The sequence below is a fragment of the Ruoffia tabacinasalis genome (genome assembly GCF_042652985.1).
Lineage (GTDB): Bacteria > Bacillota > Bacilli > Lactobacillales > Aerococcaceae > Ruoffia > Ruoffia tabacinasalis.
Map to the genome: position 1 here is coordinate 15,538 of NZ_JBHSHQ010000009.1, position 17,530 is coordinate 33,067.

Annotated in this window: 17 protein-coding genes; 5 read left to right on the forward strand and 12 right to left on the reverse strand. The window is 37.0% G+C overall.

What is annotated here, in order from left to right:
• Window position 1: 1 nt before the first annotated feature.
• The 3 genes from comGC to comGA are packed head-to-tail and all read right to left on the reverse strand — an operon-like array spanning window position 2 to window position 2,352.
• The gene (gene comGC / locus ACFO5Y_RS01550) at window positions 2-301 is read right to left on the reverse strand and encodes a competence type IV pilus major pilin ComGC (protein WP_197104485.1); all 300 of its coding nucleotides are present in this window, start codon (window positions 299-301) and stop codon (window positions 2-4) included.
• A 16-nt stretch (window positions 302-317) separates the two neighbouring features.
• Window positions 318-1,412 (reverse strand): competence type IV pilus assembly protein ComGB, encoded by a 1,095-nt coding sequence (gene comGB / locus ACFO5Y_RS01555; RefSeq protein WP_380706325.1) that lies wholly within the window; start codon window positions 1,410-1,412, stop codon window positions 318-320.
• Complete coding sequence (comGA, locus tag ACFO5Y_RS01560) at window positions 1,339-2,352, reverse strand: competence type IV pilus ATPase ComGA (protein WP_197104487.1); 1,014 nt, start codon at window positions 2,350-2,352, stop codon at window positions 1,339-1,341. The genes comGB and comGA overlap by 74 nt, the downstream gene beginning before the upstream one ends.
• 292 nt (window positions 2,353-2,644) lie before the next feature.
• Between comGA and ACFO5Y_RS01565 the strand changes: the two genes are divergently transcribed.
• The 3 genes from ACFO5Y_RS01565 to ACFO5Y_RS01575 all read left to right on the forward strand — a co-directional run bounded on the left by ACFO5Y_RS01565 (window position 2,645) and on the right by ACFO5Y_RS01575 (window position 5,619).
• Window positions 2,645-2,860 carry an RNA polymerase epsilon subunit gene (locus tag ACFO5Y_RS01565; protein ID WP_197104488.1) on the forward strand — a complete coding sequence of 72 codons (216 nt, stop codon included), beginning with the start codon at window positions 2,645-2,647 and terminating at the stop codon, window positions 2,858-2,860.
• A complete protein-coding gene (rnjA, locus tag ACFO5Y_RS01570) occupies window positions 2,861-4,570 on the forward strand; it encodes a ribonuclease J1 (RefSeq protein ID WP_197104489.1) in 1,710 nt (569 codons plus the stop codon).
• A gap of 110 nt (window positions 4,571-4,680) precedes the next feature.
• On the forward strand, window positions 4,681-5,619 hold the full coding sequence (locus tag ACFO5Y_RS01575; protein ID WP_197104490.1) for a 2-keto-3-deoxygluconate permease: 939 nt from the start codon (window positions 4,681-4,683) through the stop codon (window positions 5,617-5,619).
• Window positions 5,620-5,687: 68 nt separating this feature from the next.
• On the opposite strand, the gene smpB is transcribed toward ACFO5Y_RS01575, so the two are convergent.
• From smpB to secG, 4 genes are all read right to left on the reverse strand, one after another.
• Window positions 5,688-6,146 carry an SsrA-binding protein SmpB gene (smpB, locus tag ACFO5Y_RS01580; protein ID WP_138405488.1) on the reverse strand — a complete coding sequence of 153 codons (459 nt, stop codon included), beginning with the start codon at window positions 6,144-6,146 and terminating at the stop codon, window positions 5,688-5,690.
• 25 nt (window positions 6,147-6,171) lie between these two features.
• Window positions 6,172-8,520, reverse strand: coding sequence for a ribonuclease R (gene rnr / locus ACFO5Y_RS01585; RefSeq protein ID WP_197104491.1), 2,349 nt, complete (start codon window positions 8,518-8,520; stop codon window positions 6,172-6,174).
• Between the two features lie 34 nt (window positions 8,521-8,554).
• Window positions 8,555-9,304: an alpha/beta hydrolase gene (locus ACFO5Y_RS01590; RefSeq protein ID WP_197104492.1), complete on the reverse strand. Its 750-nt coding sequence runs from the start codon at window positions 9,302-9,304 to the stop codon at window positions 8,555-8,557.
• A 149-nt stretch (window positions 9,305-9,453) separates the two neighbouring features.
• Entirely contained in the window at window positions 9,454-9,684 is a 231-nt protein-coding gene (gene secG, locus ACFO5Y_RS01595) for a preprotein translocase subunit SecG (RefSeq protein ID WP_138405485.1), read from the reverse strand.
• A gap of 214 nt (window positions 9,685-9,898) precedes the next feature.
• Here secG and ACFO5Y_RS01600 point away from each other — a divergent pair, with 214 nt between their 5' ends.
• Together ACFO5Y_RS01600 and ACFO5Y_RS01605 are read left to right on the forward strand one after the other, a co-directional pair.
• Window positions 9,899-10,189: an ArsR/SmtB family transcription factor gene (locus tag ACFO5Y_RS01600; protein ID WP_197104493.1), complete on the forward strand. Its 291-nt coding sequence runs from the start codon at window positions 9,899-9,901 to the stop codon at window positions 10,187-10,189.
• 29 nt (window positions 10,190-10,218) lie between these two features.
• Entirely contained in the window at window positions 10,219-10,833 is a 615-nt protein-coding gene (locus ACFO5Y_RS01605) for an NUDIX hydrolase (RefSeq protein WP_331459519.1), read from the forward strand.
• 37 nt (window positions 10,834-10,870) lie between these two features.
• On the opposite strand, the gene ACFO5Y_RS01610 is transcribed toward ACFO5Y_RS01605, so the two are convergent.
• The 5 genes from ACFO5Y_RS01610 to tpiA form a co-directional block, all read right to left on the reverse strand.
• Complete coding sequence (locus ACFO5Y_RS01610; protein ID WP_197104495.1) at window positions 10,871-11,656, reverse strand: PHP domain-containing protein; 786 nt, start codon at window positions 11,654-11,656, stop codon at window positions 10,871-10,873.
• Window positions 11,657-11,816: 160 nt separating this feature from the next.
• Window positions 11,817-13,637, reverse strand: a complete 1,821-nt coding sequence (locus tag ACFO5Y_RS01615) for an LPXTG cell wall anchor domain-containing protein (protein ID WP_197104496.1) — start codon at window positions 13,635-13,637, stop codon at window positions 11,817-11,819.
• Window positions 13,638-13,822: 185 nt separating this feature from the next.
• The gene (gene eno, locus ACFO5Y_RS01620; RefSeq protein WP_197104497.1) at window positions 13,823-15,124 is read right to left on the reverse strand and encodes a phosphopyruvate hydratase; all 1,302 of its coding nucleotides are present in this window, start codon (window positions 15,122-15,124) and stop codon (window positions 13,823-13,825) included.
• Between the two features lie 105 nt (window positions 15,125-15,229).
• On the reverse strand, window positions 15,230-16,759 hold the full coding sequence (gpmI, locus tag ACFO5Y_RS01625) for a 2,3-bisphosphoglycerate-independent phosphoglycerate mutase (RefSeq protein ID WP_380706327.1): 1,530 nt from the start codon (window positions 16,757-16,759) through the stop codon (window positions 15,230-15,232).
• A complete protein-coding gene (gene tpiA / locus ACFO5Y_RS01630; protein ID WP_138405476.1) occupies window positions 16,759-17,517 on the reverse strand; it encodes a triose-phosphate isomerase in 759 nt (252 codons plus the stop codon). The genes gpmI and tpiA overlap by 1 nt, the downstream gene beginning before the upstream one ends.
• Window positions 17,518-17,530: the final 13 nt, after the last annotated feature.

Sequence of the window (17,530 nt, forward strand, 5' to 3'; positions counted from 1 at the left end):
ATTAGTTACCAGTATCATTCGTTAATAAATTTTGAGCTTCTTGGAGTTGACGTTCAGTAATATATCCTTCATCATATAATGTTTGTAAATCGGGCGCCTCAGAACCATTCACCATTTGATACGTACTTGACTGTGTTTCAATTACTTCTTCGATATTTGTACGTGCTTGTTCATTAATACGCTCTCTTTGCCCTGCGACGTTTGGAATTATGATTGCCATAAGCAGACTTACTACGACTAAAACAATTAGCATCTCGATTAAAGTAAACGCTTTTTTGTTTAATTTTCTGAATTTTTTCATTATGTTTTATATCCTTTCATATGCCTTGCATCGTTAACATAGGTAACATCATCAATAAATACATCGACATGACTAAAATTCCGATTAGGATGAATAATATTGGCTGGACTAAAGTTAGCTTCGCTTGAATATCATCCATCAAATCTAAATAGACTTTCCTTGAATACAGATAACATTTCTGTGCTGTTTGACTTGTTAACTCTCCTTGGTAAATCACTAAAGGTAATTCCTTCGTAAAGATATTCAACTCATCTAAAATGGCAGCCAAGTCTTCACCCTTTAACATTCTTTCTTGTATTTCAATGGCTAGTTCACTTAAGAATGGATCAATCGGATAATCGACGATAACCGTCAGCGTTTGTTGAATAGAATACCCTCCAGAAAAGAAATGCCCTATTTCTTTAGAAACTTTATAAGAACTATAACTTCTTACCCATTTTTCGACTAATGGAATTCGAGTTAATATTTGGTAGCGTCTCATTTCACTTTGTTTCAGCAAATACATGTCAACACCGCCATAAATAATTAACACGAAGGCTAGTAATATTCCAAAAATCTGTGGCAAATAAGTAAAAAAGTAAACTAAAACACGAACTAAATATTGCTCATCATACACTTCTTGCGAAATAAAGCTGGCGACTTGCGGTAGAAGAAATTGCCTCATAGCAAATAACATCCCAACCAATCCCACCGCTAGAAATACTGGATAGACTAAGGTTTTTACGAGTTTCTGCTTATAATGATGAGCCTCTTTTAATTGCTTACTCGCATCAGCCAATGACTCAGTGAATCTGCCTTGTCGTTGGGCGTAGAATAATTGAGCAATGAGTGAATTAGAATAACCTAAAGCACGTAAAGACTTTTCAAAGGAAATACCCGACTCCAACTGTCTAATGATATAGTCAATCGCCGTTGTTTGTTTCTTCATCAATACACGCATAAAAACTAAACTTTGATGAATAGAGAAGCCTTCTAACAATAACTCACTTAAAGTTTGCAATAAGTAGGCTTGCAAGTTCTTAGGTATTTTTATATCCTTAGATAATTTCGAATTTAGTATACGTTGCTTCATCAATGTAACCATATGCCCATGCCTTTCGTAATTTATCATTTAACGTGTCATACTGACTTAATGTGTGATTATTATGTAATACGCCGTTTAATGCTCCTTTAGCCAAAATCTCAAAGATTGCTGCCCGTGAATATTGTGTATCCTGTTGAATTGCGGACGGCACCAATCTTTGCGAAATAACACCAATTAAGGTTTGTCTGAGTTGTTCATCGCTAATACTTAACTCTTGCAGTCTTGCAATGACCCCTCGGGTATTCTTAGCATGGATGGTCGCAATCATTAAATGCCCTGTTAACGCCCCTCGAATGGCCATCCGAGCCGTCTCTTGATCACGAATTTCTCCAATCATTAAGACATCCGGATGATGTCGCAAAGAAGACTTAATCAACAAATCATAAGTTATTCCTGCTTTCTCATTCACTTCCGTCTGCAAGAAACGCTCTTCAAATATCTCTACCGGGTCTTCCATCGTTATTATTTGTAGTGACTCATGTTGAATCAGCTCACGCAACAATTGATAGATTGTCGTCGTCTTTCCCGACCCCACCGGACCAGAGAATAAAATCAACCCACTCTTTCTTTTTGTTAGTTTGCGAAGTTCCTCAATATCTTGGGGAAAGTAAGTCATCACTTGATCACGGTCAAACTTCTGAGTTTGTAAAACTCGAATAACCATTGACTCAAGTAATAAGACATTTGTAATAGTTGAAAACCTTAATTCTACCGCTTCGCTTTCAAGTTCAATGCCGGTGGATCCGGATTGCGGTCTTCGCTTCTCGCCGACATCCATATTTGCCAAATACTTAAAGTGACTAATCAATCGCTTTCCCCACTCTAATGGCTTCTCCTCAAATAATTTTAACCGTCCATTCGCTCTGAAATGAATCACATACTGTTCCTCCGTTGGTAATATGTGAATATCAGAAACCGATTCATCGATCGCCGCTTGTATTAGTTTTTTTGCATCACCTTCAATCATCATCTCACTCCTTTAAACTAGCCTATATATATATACGTAAAAAATGGCAATTTCCATTATTTTATTTTCACTTTTTTAAAAATTGTTATTTTGCGTTAAAATATTTGACTATTCTGGAATTGAAAGGATAATATGAAGTATTGGAGTAACATCATCCGTTTTTCCCTTTTTAGATGAGTTAACTAAATTGGGATATACTTGAAATAATGAATGTGATAAAATGGTTATAGCTGTGAATTCAATAAATTCAATACTCGTTTGAAAACAAATTAATGAAAAGGAGCAAATATTAATGATATTTAAAGTATTTTATCAAGAAACAACAAATGAAGCACCGCGTCGTGAATATACTAAAACTATGTACGTGGAAGCGAATGCAGTAAGTGAAGTGCGAGAATATTTATCTGAAACTACACCATACATGATCGAACACATCACTGAAATATCAGGAGATTTCTTAGAATATGAGAAAGAAAAAAATCCTGACTTCGAGGTTGTGAAACCCTAGATGGCAGTAAATCTTAGAAACAATGAAGTCGGAGTATTCGCCATTGGTGGACTAGGCGAAATTGGGAAAAACATGTATGGTGTCCAATTCCAAGACGAAATTGTTATTTTAGACTGCGGAATTCTCTTCCCGGAAGATGAATTATTAGGAATTGACTACGTAATTAATGATTTTCAATATATCTTAGAAAATCGTCATAAAGTTAAAGGGCTTTTTATCAGTCATGGGCATTTAGACCATATTGGTGGAATTCCTTATCTATTAAAACAAATCAATGTGCCAATCTATGCTGACCCTCTTGCTGCCGCGTTAATTCGCGACAAACTGCAAGAAAATGGCTTATTACGTGATGCGGAAATTACAGAATATAATGAAGATACAGTCGTTAACTTCCGTAAATTATCGATTAGCTTTTACAGAACCGTTCACTCGATTCCTGAAGCATACGGAATTGTTGTAAAAACACCTGAAGGAAATATTGTCTTTACAGGGGATTATAAATTTGACTTTACACCTGTTGGAGAGCCTGCTGATATTCACCGTATGGCTGAAATTGGTAACGAAGGCGTTCTACTCCTTTTAGGTGATAGTACAAATGCGGAAATTCCGACCTTCACCCTTTCAGAACGGGTTGTTGGTCAATCGATTCATAATATTATCCAAGGTGTCGAGGGGCGTGTTATCTTTGCGACATTCGCATCGAATGTGTCACGTCTGCAACAAATCGTTGAAACTGCGATTAAAACAGATCGTAAAATTGCAGTCTTCGGACGTAGTATGGAAAACTCAATTAAAACTGGGATTGAACTTGGTTATATTGATGATTATGGCTTAGATATCTTTGTTGATAATCGTCAACTAGATCAATATCCAGCAGAAGAAATGATTATCGTATGTACGGGTTCTCAAGGTGAACCTATGGCTGCTTTAAGTCGAATTGCGAACGGGACACACCGTCAAATCTCAATTCAACATAATGATACAGTCATCTTCTCAAGTTCACCGATTCCAGGAAACACATTAAGTGTGAATCGTGTCATTAACCAATTAGTTGAGACTGGTGCCAACGTCATCCATGGTAAAGTGAATAACATTCATACATCAGGACATGGTAGCCAACAAGAACAATTGTTAATGCTTCGTTTAATGAAACCGAAATTCTTCATGCCAGTCCATGGTGAATACCGTATGTTAAGTATCCAAGCAAAACTGGCTGAATTAACTGGTATTGACCGTGAGAATACATTCATTATGAAAAACGGTGACATGCTTGCTTTAACTAAGAATAGTGCAAGACGTGCTGGCTTCTTTAATGCCCAAGACGTCTATGTAGACGGAAGTGGTATCGGAGATGTTGGAAATATTGTCTTACGCGACCGTAAAACTCTTTCTGAAGATGGTTTAGTCATTGTTACCGCAACGATTGATTACGAAAACAAACAACTCATTAGTGGCCCAGACATTATGTCACGTGGCTTTATCTATATGAGAGAATCTGTTGATCTAATTCAAGAGATTCAACAAGCTATGAAATCTGCAATTAACCGTGGTTTAAATGAAAACGGAAATAACGTCAACGAAAAATTAATTCGTGATATTATCTTCGATCAAATCAAACCAATCTTATTTGAACGTACTCAACGTTCTCCTATGATTTTACCGGTTTTATTAGATGTTAATAAAGGTGTTCGTAAACGCCGTAGCAAATAATGTTTAAAGTGCCAATGTTAAATCATTGGCACTTTTTTTGTCTCTTTAATAGTCTATTGATTCAATTGAGTATAAAATAAAGTTAATATAATAGAAAGAAGGTTAAAATAATGTATGATTTTATGCGAAAAATTCCTGGAGGCCTCTTATTAGTTCCAATGCTTCTAGCAGCTTTAATGAATACTTTTCTACCAAACTTCTTCACTAACCTCGGCGGTGTGAGTGAAGCCTTGTTTACAACAAGTGGATTAAATTACGTCATTGGGGCAGCCTGTTTCTGTTCTGGTGCAGGTATCGATGTTAAACGTTTAGCCATTGTCTTTAAAAAACAAGGTTTATTATTAGTCGTAAAAACAATTATTTGTTTAGTTGTAGGCTTTTTTTATATTCAATTCTTTGGTATGGGTGGCGTTTTAGGTATTAGTGCCATTGCACTAATCACAGCCATCTGTAGTACAAACCCGTCATTATATTTAGCCTTAGAGCAAGACTACGGAACACAAGATGATTTGAATGCCTTTGGATTGGTAGGTCTATTCTGTGTCCCTGCTTACCCTATGCTTGTCTTCAGTATTGCACAATCTACCCCAGTTGACTGGACACCCATTTTATCAACGCTTGTACCTATTATCTTTGGTATGATTGTGGGAAACCTTGATAAAAAAATGGCAGATTACTTAGCACCTGGTGTAGTAGTGTTAACCCCTTTTATGGGTTGGGTCTTTGGTGCTGGAATTAATTTATTCGACGCACTTCAATCAGGACTTCAAGGAATCTTATTAACAGTAATCTTTTACGTCCTATTAGTTCCAATTTTAGTTATCTTTGAACATCGTATCTTACATGAAGATGGTGTATCTTCTCTGGCGGTGTCTTCAATTGCAGGTATGTCCGTGTCAGTACCTGCTTTAATCGCTTTTTCAGCACCTGAATATGCTATTTACGTTGAAAGTGCGACAGCTCAAATTGCGTTAGGTGTTGTTATTACAAGTATTGTGACGCCGATGTTAGCCCGTTGGGAATTTAAACATACACACCCGAATGCCTAGTGCAAAATAAAACTATACAAAAAAAGTGCTTAAGATTTTTCATTACGAAAATCTTAAGCACTTTTTTATTATCTTGCTTTTAAAGCACGGTCAATATCACGTTTCATTTGTTGTTCTTTTAATGAATGACGTTTGTCATATCGGTTTTTACCTTCGGCTAAACCAATAAGAACTTTTGCTCTCCCTCTAACAATATATACTTTTAAAGGTATAATTGTTAGTCGATTTTGTTTGACTTCACGTTCTAATTTTTCAATTTCTTTTTTGTGAAGTAATAACTTCCGATTTCTCAACGGATCATGATTGAATATATTCCCTTGTTCATAAGGGCTTATATGAACATTTTTAAGGAAAGCTTCGCCTTGACGGATTGAAACGAACCCATCTTTCAAGTTAATCTTCCCTTGTCGGATCGATTTAATTTCAGTTCCTTGTAATACTAGTCCCGCTTCGACGGTTTCGAGTATCGTAAAGTCATGCCGTGCTTTTCTATTCTGTGCTAATGGTTTGTCTTGCTGTTTCGCCATAGTCATCCCTCGTTTACATCAAAGGCTATTTTTTCCGTTTTCTAATTTGGAATTTCTTGCCTTTTTTATTATTCCCTTTAGACGATTGTTTCGCAACTTGTTTAAAGGATTGTCTATTGTTACTTTGTCTTTTAGGTTTGCGACTTTTTTTCTCGCTTCGATTCTTATTCTCACTAATAACATGTTCTAAGTCTTTGTTATCCGTTGGGTACGTTTCAATGAGTTTGAAATCAATCTCGCGGTCTTCAATACTTACACGTTCAACTTCAATTAAGACTCTTTGACCAATGCGGTACACGTTGTTTGTGTTCTCGCCAATGAGAATTAAGTGTTGTTGATCATAACGGTAATAATCATCTTTTAATTCTTGCAATGAAATTAAACCTTCAACCGTGTTATCTAATTGAATGAACATTCCAAATGACGTCACTGAACTCACAGTTCCTTCAAATTGTTCTCCAACTTTATCTAACATATATTCAGCTTTCTTCAATGCATCTGTTTCACGCTCAGCTTCAACCGCACGACGTTCCATCTTAGATGAATGATCTGCGATATCTGGTAATTTTTGTGCAATATCTCTCTTTTGCTCTGATGTTGGCGTTGCTTCTAGATACTTATGAATTAAACGGTGAACCATTAAGTCTGGATAACGTCTAATCGGTGAAGTAAAGTGAGTATAATCTTTGGCAGCTAAACCGTAATGACCGAATGGCTCATCCGTATAGCGTGCTTGTTGCATACTTCTTAACATCATCATCGATACAACTTCTTCATAAGGTGTATCCGATAATTCATCCAAAGCTTCTTGTAATTGTTTTGGTTTAATTGATTCAGCACGACCTCTTAAGACCACACCAAAAGCGGTAATAAATTCCGCAAAGCGTTGCATACGTTCTTCATCTGGTTGCTCGTGGACACGGTAAATCATTGGCCAGTCTTTCTCAGTATATGTTCTTGCGATTGTTTCATTCGCTGCTAACATAAATGACTCGATTAATCTTTCTCCGACCCCTCTTTGGCGGTGAACGATATCTATAGGTTTCCCGTCTTCATCAACGATAATTTGCGCTTCAGGTGTTTCAAAGCTTAACGCTCCACGGTTTTGACGCATACCTTCCAGAATAAAGTGTAATTCACTCATCTGATCAAGCATCTCAGAAATTTCATGATACTCTTTTCTTAAATCTTCATCGCCAGCTAGAATGGCATTCACATCTGTATAAGTCATTCGGTATGAAGAATTGATCACACTTAGGAAGATATCTTGATCAACGACGCGACCATTTGAATCAATGGTCATCTCACAAGATATAGTTAAACGGTCTTCATTCGGTAATAGCGAACAAATCCCATTCGATAATCTTTGTGGAAGCATTGGAACCACTCTATCTGTTAAGTAGACAGATGTCCCTCTAGCTAGTGCTTCCGAATCAATCGGTGAATTCTCAGTCACATAGTGAGAAACATCCGCAATATGCACACCTAAACGGTAGTGACCATTATCAAGTTTTTCTAATGAAATCGCATCATCTAAGTCTTTTGCATCTGCCCCATCAATTGTAATAATCAATTCATCTCTTAAGTCACGACGACCTTCAATATCTTTTGGATCGATATCTTGTTCAATCGCTTTTGCTTCTTCTAAGACTTGTTCTGGGAATTCTGATGGAATATTGAATTGGTACAAGATAGCTAGAATATCTACACCTGGCGCATCTTTATGACCAATTTCTTTCGCTACTAGACCAGTTAGATTATTTGGCTTATCCATCGTTGGATAATCTTTAATCTTTACAATCACAATCGAATGACTCACTGGTTTCAAGCCGTCTGGTAGAACTTCAACTTTCAATTCATCGCTGAATTTCCCTTGAGGAATTACAAAGCCTAAAAAGCCTGTTGAATCGCGCATTTCTTTGTCATAGGCGACAAATTCTCCCACAATTTGTGTTGATGCTCTTTCAACAATGTTATCTACACGAGCTTCAGACCCTTTTCCTGTCGATGAATTGACGTGTTTAATAATCGTTGCTTCAACCGTATCGCCATCCATGGCATTCCCTACTTTTCCAGGTGGTACGAATAAATCCGGCTGTTCAGGATCGTAATCGATAAAGCCAAATCCACGGTCATTCCCACGGAAAGTTCCGACAGCCGTTTCTTTTTTAGTACTTTTCGCTTTAAAACGGCCAGTGTCTGTTACTTCTAATTCATTAATTCGCTCTAAAAATGCTAAAGCTTTGACTAATTTCTTGAAATTTTTACTTCCCTGATAATTAAAATGTTGGGCGATTTCATTTGTTTGATAATTTCTATCTGGGTTCTGTTGTAAAAACTCTAATATTCGTTCTTCTAATTTTGATAAACTCATAGTGCCCTCCTTCTGTACAATATTTATTGTACGACTATTTAAAACTTGTTATAAAGTCGAATAGTGCTGCTTCAAAGTCTTTGCGATTTCGGTTCACGGTGATCACATGTGTGTTTTCTGGGAACCAATTGAAGTCCACTTTCGCGTTTACTAACGCATTTTGTAATTTTTTTGCATCTTTTTCATTAATCATCTCATCTTTACCAGATTGAGCAATGAAAAAGGGTTGATCGATATTTTCTAGTTGACCTTGGAATTCGCTCTTGAAAGCTTCAAGTTGCTTCATTTGGTCTCTATGCTTAGTGAGGATGCCGTCGATCTCTTGATTGTAATTATCTTCAGATGAGAAGCGTTTGAAGATTGCTTTCACATAAGAAGTAAAATGCACTTCTACATCAATCGGGTTCTCAGTATATACAGGTGAGTTAAATACGCCCCCACCTTGAACGTCAAGTTTTGGCTGTGTCATTAACCATGTCGCAAAAATACCACCCAATGACAAGCCAAAGACAAGTATTCTATCATACTCATCTTGCATCGCTTCAACCGCATCAAGGGCTTGTTGCTTCCATGTAGTAATATCTGCATCCAAAATATCGTTCACATCTTTTGTGGCATGCCCTTCAAATTTCGGACATAAAACGCCGTAGCCGCTACGATTTAGCTCTCTCGCTAATAGATTTACATCATTTGGTGATCCGGTATAGGCGTGGAATAATATGATTCCAGTCTCTTTGTTCTCACCTTCATAATACTTTGCATCTTTTATTTCGTTTAATTTCAAGTATGAACCCTCCCAAAAACTTTATAAACAAAGTTTACATGATATTGACTAATAGTTAAACTAATTAGATTAAAAAAAGAACAAGCCCATATAGCAATCCATCAAGCACGAATTACTTTGAACATTGTTCTGATTAATTAATATAAAACTTATTTACTTGATAAATAAGCCAATGTAATTGTTAAGACAAAGAATAAAATTCCTAAAATAGTTGTTGCACGAATTAAGAAAACTTCAAATCCTCTTGCACGTGTCTTCGGTTGTCCGTCATCGCCCCCACCGAGCATACTTGCTGCATTACTCTTAGATGGTTGCATAACAACAAAAATAATCATTAAAATTGCTACAATAATCAAAGCTGTAAGTAAAACTTGATACAAAGGTCTTACCTCCTCTATAAAATATCCATTACTCATAATATCATTTATTATATATATTATCAATTAATGTTCCTGCTAATAATCATTATACTGTAAATCCTAATTAACAATCAACCGCAATCTGACGAAATTATCATCACCCATGCGACTTTCTTTGACACAGCAAATTCAAACATGATAAATTATGAGTATTGATAAAGAATGGAGTAATCAAATGCAAAATGAAGAGAACATACTAGCGGTCAGTCGCTACTTTAAAATACTAAGTGATTATAATCGCTTATCAATTCTTTACTTACTCAAAGAACAGAAACGTTCAGTCTCTCAGATTGTTGAAGCCTTGCATTTAGAGCAATCAGCGGTATCACACCAATTAAAGATATTAAGAGACTCACGCTTAGTCAAAGCGGAACGACAAGGTAAATCAATGATTTATGAATTAGATGATGATCATGTCTTCACTATCCTTCATCAAATTGTTGATCACGTCCAAGAAAACGAATAAGTCTAGCTAATTGAAAGGAAATGATTCATGTGTCAAAGCAATGGTTAGAATGGGCAAAAGAATTGCAAGCCCTTGCCCAAACCGGTCTTCACTACACAAAAGATGTCTATGATAAAGAACGATTCCAGAGAATCCGCGAGATGAGTTGGCAAATGCTCGCAACCTTAAACGATAGCGACATGAATGAGATCAAAGCATTATTCCACATTGAAGACGGCTACCAAACACCCAAAGTCGATACACGAGCGGTTGTTTGGAAAGAGGATAAGATCCTTTTAGTCCAAGAGAATGACGGTCGTTGGGCCCTTCCTGGTGGTTGGATGGACATTACAGAAACCGTCTCATCTAATGCCGAAAAAGAATTGTTCGAAGAAGCTGGTGTGGTTGGAAAAGCAGACCGAATTATTGCCATCCATGACCATCACCGGCATAATGTTGTGAATCAGATTTTTACTATTATTAAAATTTTCGTAGAATGTCACTATATTAACGGTGAATTCAAACTAAACAGTGAAACAATCGGTATGGACTTTTTCGATATGGACCATTTACCGACATTAAATGATAGCAAAACGACATATGAACAATTAGAACTATGCTGGCGTGCGCATAAAGATGCATCATTTAAAATTGAATTCGATTAAAAAAAGCCTTCTTGCCTCAGCAAGAAGGTTTTATTTATTATTGGGGTATATCAACGTAATGTGGGACACCTTTTTGGAATACAACTAATTGATTCACATCATGATTTCTCAATTTGTTAAAAGCTTCTTCAAACCCTAACTGATAATCTCCGGCCACATGCGCATCAGAACTTACTGTGAACATGTCTCCCCCAACACTTTTATATAAATCAATCGCATAGTCATAAAGATGGTCGTTGTCATAACGATACATACTTCGAGTATTTAATTCTAATGCTTGTTCATTTGACACCATGGTTTCAAAGATTTGAAGAAGTAAGTCCTCACTATCATGTAAATCTTCAACCTTCACTGCATCGTAGCCTCTCAGCCCAAAATCAAAATGCGCTAAAACATTCGCATATGGAGCGTTTCTAACGGCTTCCAGCATCAAACCGAAGTATTCCTCTAGATGTGTCTTCAAGTCCTTTACATCGTGGTTTAAGGTCATAAAACCATGTTTTCCGTTATGATGGATACTGAGTAACTTAATATCATAGTCTTTTCCTTCTAAAAACTGTTCAATCTTATCTCGATCGGCATAAGTAAACCCAATCTCAATCCCTCGAAGAAGACGATTATCATATTCTTCGTTCAACTCAGCAATCTTCTTCGAATAACCTTCGTAATCTGGAATCACATCATCGTGCGATTGATCTGGACTATAGAAATCAATGTGCTCTGTCGTTACAACAGGCAATTCGCCTTGAGATAAATAATTCTCAAATTGTTCTTTTGAATCGGGAGAAAAATATGTGTGTAAGTGTTGATCGTAATATTGCATAATAGCTCCTTTTCATCTGAATATACTATAATACGGTTTAAACAAATCCTCCTTAATTATATCGAAAATACGCAACACTTCAAAATTCTTGCACTGTATTTGAGAGCTAAAAATAGCATAATAAAAAAGCCGCTAGCCTTAACTAGCGACTTGAGATTCATTAAGCTTCTTTATTATTCACAAAGTAATCTCTTAATAAGAGGGCAGCTCCAACTAGTCCTACAATAGCAATCATAATATATGTGCTATAACTTGTTCTAGTTTCACCTGTATTCGGTAATGTTGGTGCTGTATTTTCCTCATCTTCATCAGGAACTTGAGTCGATGTTGTACGCACTCCGTATTCCTGAACTAAGACTTGACTTAATGCTTCTAAATTCTCTTCACCGTTCTGTAACCAAACGGTATACTCTTCCCATAATAATTCTTGGTCAGATACACGTTCATTCAATGAAGCTTCTTCTAGATTATAACGGTTGATTAATTCTCCACGAATGTAAGCAATCATATCTTCGAATACTTCAGGATAATCACGTAATGCCCAGTTATAAGCAGTACTTGGGTCTCCACCTTCTTCATTAATTTGCTCTGTATATGAAATCCAAGTTGTTGCCGGAATCGCTTCGAATTGGTCTGGTGTAATTGGTGTTGACTCAATCATCACCGTTCTAATTCTTTCAAGTTCAGTTTCTCCAGGTGTCTCTTCGTCATCTTGAATAACATCATGTTCCTCAATTAGACGTTGTGCTAATGTTTCAAAGTCTTCGGTGTTACCTGCTTCCACCCATACCGAATATTCTAACCACAGTAAGTCAATATCTGATACTGAGTTTAAAGACTCCTCATTTAAATTATAATCTGAAACTAATGTTCCACGAATATAAGCAATGGTATCTTCAAACACTTCTGGATAATCTTCGACAGCCCAATTATAAACGGTACTTGGGTCTCCACCACCTTCATTCACTCGATCTGAATACTCTAACCAGCTAGTTGCTGGAATGGCTTCAAATTGGTCATCTGTTAAAGGTGTTGCATCAATCATCGATTGTTTGATCGCTTCTAGACGTTCATCGCCAGGCGATTCTTCGTCATCATCTTGAGTAACATCATGCTCGTCAATTAGACGTTGTGCTAGTGTTTCAAAGTCTTCAGTGTTACCGGCATCAACCCATACTGAATATTCTAACCATAGTAAGTCAATATCCGATACTGTGTTTAATGATTCTTCATTTAAATTATAGTCTGAAACTAAAGTTCCACGTATATAAGCAATGGTATCTTCAAACACTTCTGGATAATCTTCGACAGCCCAATTATAAACGGTACTTGGGTCTCCACCACCTTCATTAACTTCATCAGCATAAGCTAACCAATCTTGAGCTGGAATAGCTTCAAATTGGTCATCTGTTAAAGGTGTAGAAGCTAACATTGTTTCTTTCAATGCTTCTACTCGTTCATTATCATCTTGGCCGTATTCTACTCCGTGTTCTTCCACTAAAGCATCAGCAAGCGCTGGTAAATCCTCTTGACCGCCTGCAGCCATCCAAATTTGATATTCTAACCATAATAAATCTCGATCACTTACAGTATTTAAGCTTTCTTCATCAAGATTATAGTTTTCAACCATTGCAGTACGGAAATTAGTGACTTCTGGTTCAAATACTTCTGGATAATCTTCGATGGCCCAGTCATAAACTGCACTTGGGTCTCCTCCTTGATTATTACCTTGTTCAACATAAGCCAACCACGCATCTTCAGAGATTTGTCCAAATTGATCTTCTGTTATAGGAGTAGCCTCTATCATTGATTGTTTAATTGCTTCGATATCACTTGCATTTGTTTCACTTGAAGCTTGCGCTTCTACAAGTGCTAAGTTACTTGCTAAACCGTCATTTGGTGCCAAAGGAGCAACATTTGCCAGTGCAGCAAGGGACAGAATTGCGAGAAGTTTTTTATTGAATTTTGTATTGATTTTCATTTTTTATATCCTCCTTAAAAGTAGATATACATTTTCTTACTTCTCTACTATCTCTAGTATGCATGACAAGTATGACTATTTTATGAAGGATTACTTAAAATTGTAAGTGTTTTCGGCATAGAAAATATGAACTAAGCAAAAAAGAGCAACTAGCTTAGCTAGTCGCCCTTCTCTCTTACTAATAATTATTTGTTATCTAAGTTGTAGAATACGTCTTTTCCGTCGTATGCTGCAACGTCAGCTAACATATCTTCGATACGTAATAATTGGTTGTATTTAGCAACACGGTCAGTACGTGATAATGAGCCAGTCTTAATTTGACCAGCGTTTGTTGCAACAGCAATGTCAGAGATAGTTGTATCTTCTGTCTCTCCTGAACGGTGAGAAATTACAGCTGTATAACCAGCTTTTTTAGCCATTTCAATTGCGTCAAACGTTTCAGTTAAAGTACCGATTTGGTTAACTTTGATTAAGATTGAGTTACCAACGTTTTCTTTGATACCACGAGCAAGAACTTCAGTGTTTGTAACGAATAAATCGTCACCAACTAATTGAACTTTACTTCCTAAACGTTCAGTAAGTAATTTCCATCCGTCCCAGTCGTTTTCGTCCATACCATCTTCGATTGAGATGATTGGGTATTTGTTAACTAATTCTTCTAAGTAGTCAACTTGTTCTTTAGCAGAACGTTTAGCACCATTGTCACCTTCGAATTTAGCATAGTTGTATACGCCGTCTTCGTAGAATTCAGATGAAGCACAGTCAAATCCTAGGTAAACATCTTTACCTGGTTCTAAACCAGCTTTTTTGATTGCTGCTAAGATTGTTTCAACACCATCTTCTGTACCTTCGAAACGAGGCGCGAATCCACCTTCGTCACCAACAGAAGTTTCTAATCCACGTTCGCTTAATAATGATTTAAGAGCGTGGAAGATTTCAGCACCCCAACGTAGAGCTTCTTTGAAAGTTTCAGCTCCAGAAGGAATAATCATGAATTCTTGGAAAGCGATTGGTGCATCTGAGTGAGATCCACCGTTAATAATGTTCATCATTGGTGTTGGTAATAATTTAGTATTAAATCCACCTAAATATTGGTATAAAGGAATATTTAAGAAATCTGCAGCTGCACGTGCAACAGCAATCGATACACCTAAGATAGCGTTAGCTCCTAATTTACCTTTGTTAGGAGTACCATCTAACTCAATCATTAATTTATCAATGGCTTGTTGTTCTAATACATCATAGCCTAATAATGCTTCAGCGATTACGTTATTCACGTTATCAACAGCTTTAAGGACACCTTTACCTAAATAACGGTCTTTGTCTCCATCACGTAACTCAACAGCTTCGTGTTCACCAGTTGACGCACCTGAAGGTACGATTCCGCGACCAAAAGCTCCGCTTTCTGTATAAACTTCTACCTCAACTGTAGGGTTTCCACGTGAGTCTAAAACTTCTCTTGCATAAATATCTGTAATAAATGGCATATTTTATTCTCTCCTTTAGTTTGTTAGGCATGAATTGACTCCATACCTTACTCTTCTATTCTATAAATTATTTACTCAAAAAGCAAAGCATATCGGATGTTTTGCTTATTTAATTAAACTTGTTCCTGTCATGTCTTCAGGTTTCTCAACACCAACTAAGTCTAATAATGTTGGAGCAAGGTCAGCTAAGCGACCTCCGTCTCTTAATTCAACACCTTCCTTAGTCACAATCACTGGAACTGGGTTTGTTGTATGAGCTGTCATTGGATTTCCTTCGATATCAATCACTTCATCAGAGTTACCGTGGTCAGCTGTAATAATCGCAGCTCCACCTTTTTCTAGTATTAAATCAACCACAGCACCAAGACACTCATCTACTGCTTCAATAGCTTTCACAGTTGGTTCTAACATACCACTATGTCCAACCATATCTGGGTTTGCAAAGTTTAAGATAATCGCATCGATTGTTTCTTCGTTGATTTTTTGCACTAGGGCATCTTTCACCTCGTAAGCAGACATTTCTGGTTGTAAGTCATAAGTTGCTACTTTTGGCGAAGGAATTAAGATACGTTCTTCACCTGCATACTCTTTATGACGTCCCCCACTCATAAAGAATGTAACATGTGGATATTTCTCAGTCTCAGCAATTCTTAGTTGTGTCTTATCAGCATCTGCTAATACTTCCCCAACTGTATTGACTAAGTCTTCTTTCTTGAATGCAACTTCTGCTATAACTGTATCACTGTAAGGTGAGAAAGTTGTCATGTAGTTGTCTGTTGGAGTCTCTCCACGTTCAAAATCGTTAAAGCCTGGATTTGATAAAGCTGTAGCTAATTGAATCGCACGATCAGGTCTAAAGTTGAAGAATACGATTGAGTCACCATCGTTTACAGTACCAACTGGTTTATTGTTTTCATCTTCAATTGTAAATGGAACAACAAACTCATCAACAATATCTTCTTCGTAAGAACGCTCTACGCCTTCTTTAGCTGAAGAAGCTGTTCTACCTTCACCATGAACGATTGCATCATAAGCTAACTGAACACGTTCCCAACGATTGTCACGGTCCATTGCATAGTAACGACCTGAAATTGTTGCGAATTTACCTACGCCAATTTCCTCGAATGCTTTCTCAGAATCATCAATATATTTCACAGCTGTTCTCGGTCCAACATCACGCCCATCAAGGAAACCATGAACATATACTTCTTCTAATCCATACTTTTTAGCTAATTTAACTAAAGCAACTAAATGTTCGTAATGTGAGTGGACACCACCGTCAGATAATAGCCCCATTAAATGTAAAGCTGTTCCTTTTCTTTTTGCTTCTTCAACAGCTTTAACTAATTCAGGTACTTCGTAAAATGATTCGTCTTCAATCGCTAAATTAATACGAGTTAAAGATTGGTATACTATACGACCTGCACCGATGTTTAAATGACCAACTTCAGAGTTCCCAATTTGACCATCAGGTAAACCGACGTCTCGTCCTGATGCTTTTAATTGGTTATGTGGAAACTGGTTCCAATAACGATCAAAGTTAGGTTTTTTCGCTGCTTTTACCGCATTACCACTGACTTCATCGCGAATTGCGAATCCGTCTAAGATAATTAAGGCATATGGGATTTTACTCATTATTTTACTGCCTCCAATAATTCGATGAATGAATCAGCTTCTAGACTTGCTCCTCCAACTAATGCACCGTCAATATGTTCTTGTGCCATATATTCAGCAATATTATTTGGTTTTACAGATCCACCGTATTGAATACGTACTTTTTCAGCTGTTTCTTCTGATGTAACTTCTGCAATAGCTTTACGAACTACGCCACAAGTTTCATTTGCTAATTCAGCAGATGATGATTTACCTGTTCCGATTGCCCAGATTGGTTCGTAAGCAACAACTGATGAAGCGATTTGTTCTTCAGTTAAACCTTCTAATGCTGCTTTTACTTGTCCAGATACAAAGTCAGCTGTTTCTCCAGCTTCACGTTGCTCTAAAGTTTCTCCACAGCAAATGATTGGTAACATACCGTTACGTAAGATTGCTTTTGCTTTTTTGTTGATGTCTTCGTCAGTTTCTCCAAAGTATTCTCTACGTTCAGAGTGTCCGATAATTACATATTCAACACCTAAATCAGCCAATGCTTTAGGACTTGTTTCCCCAGTGAATGCACCTTCATCTTCGAAGTAGCTGTTTTGTGCAGCTGTTCTTAATTCAGTACCTTCACTTAAACGTTTAATTGTTTCTAAAAATAGTGCTGGTGCACCTACGACAGAATCTACAGCATCCGCTGAAGGGATTTTCCCTTTAACTGCTTCAACAAAATCTGCAGCTTCTTGAGCTGTTTTGTTCATTTTCCAGTTACCAGCAATAATTGGTTTACGTGACATATATATACTCTCC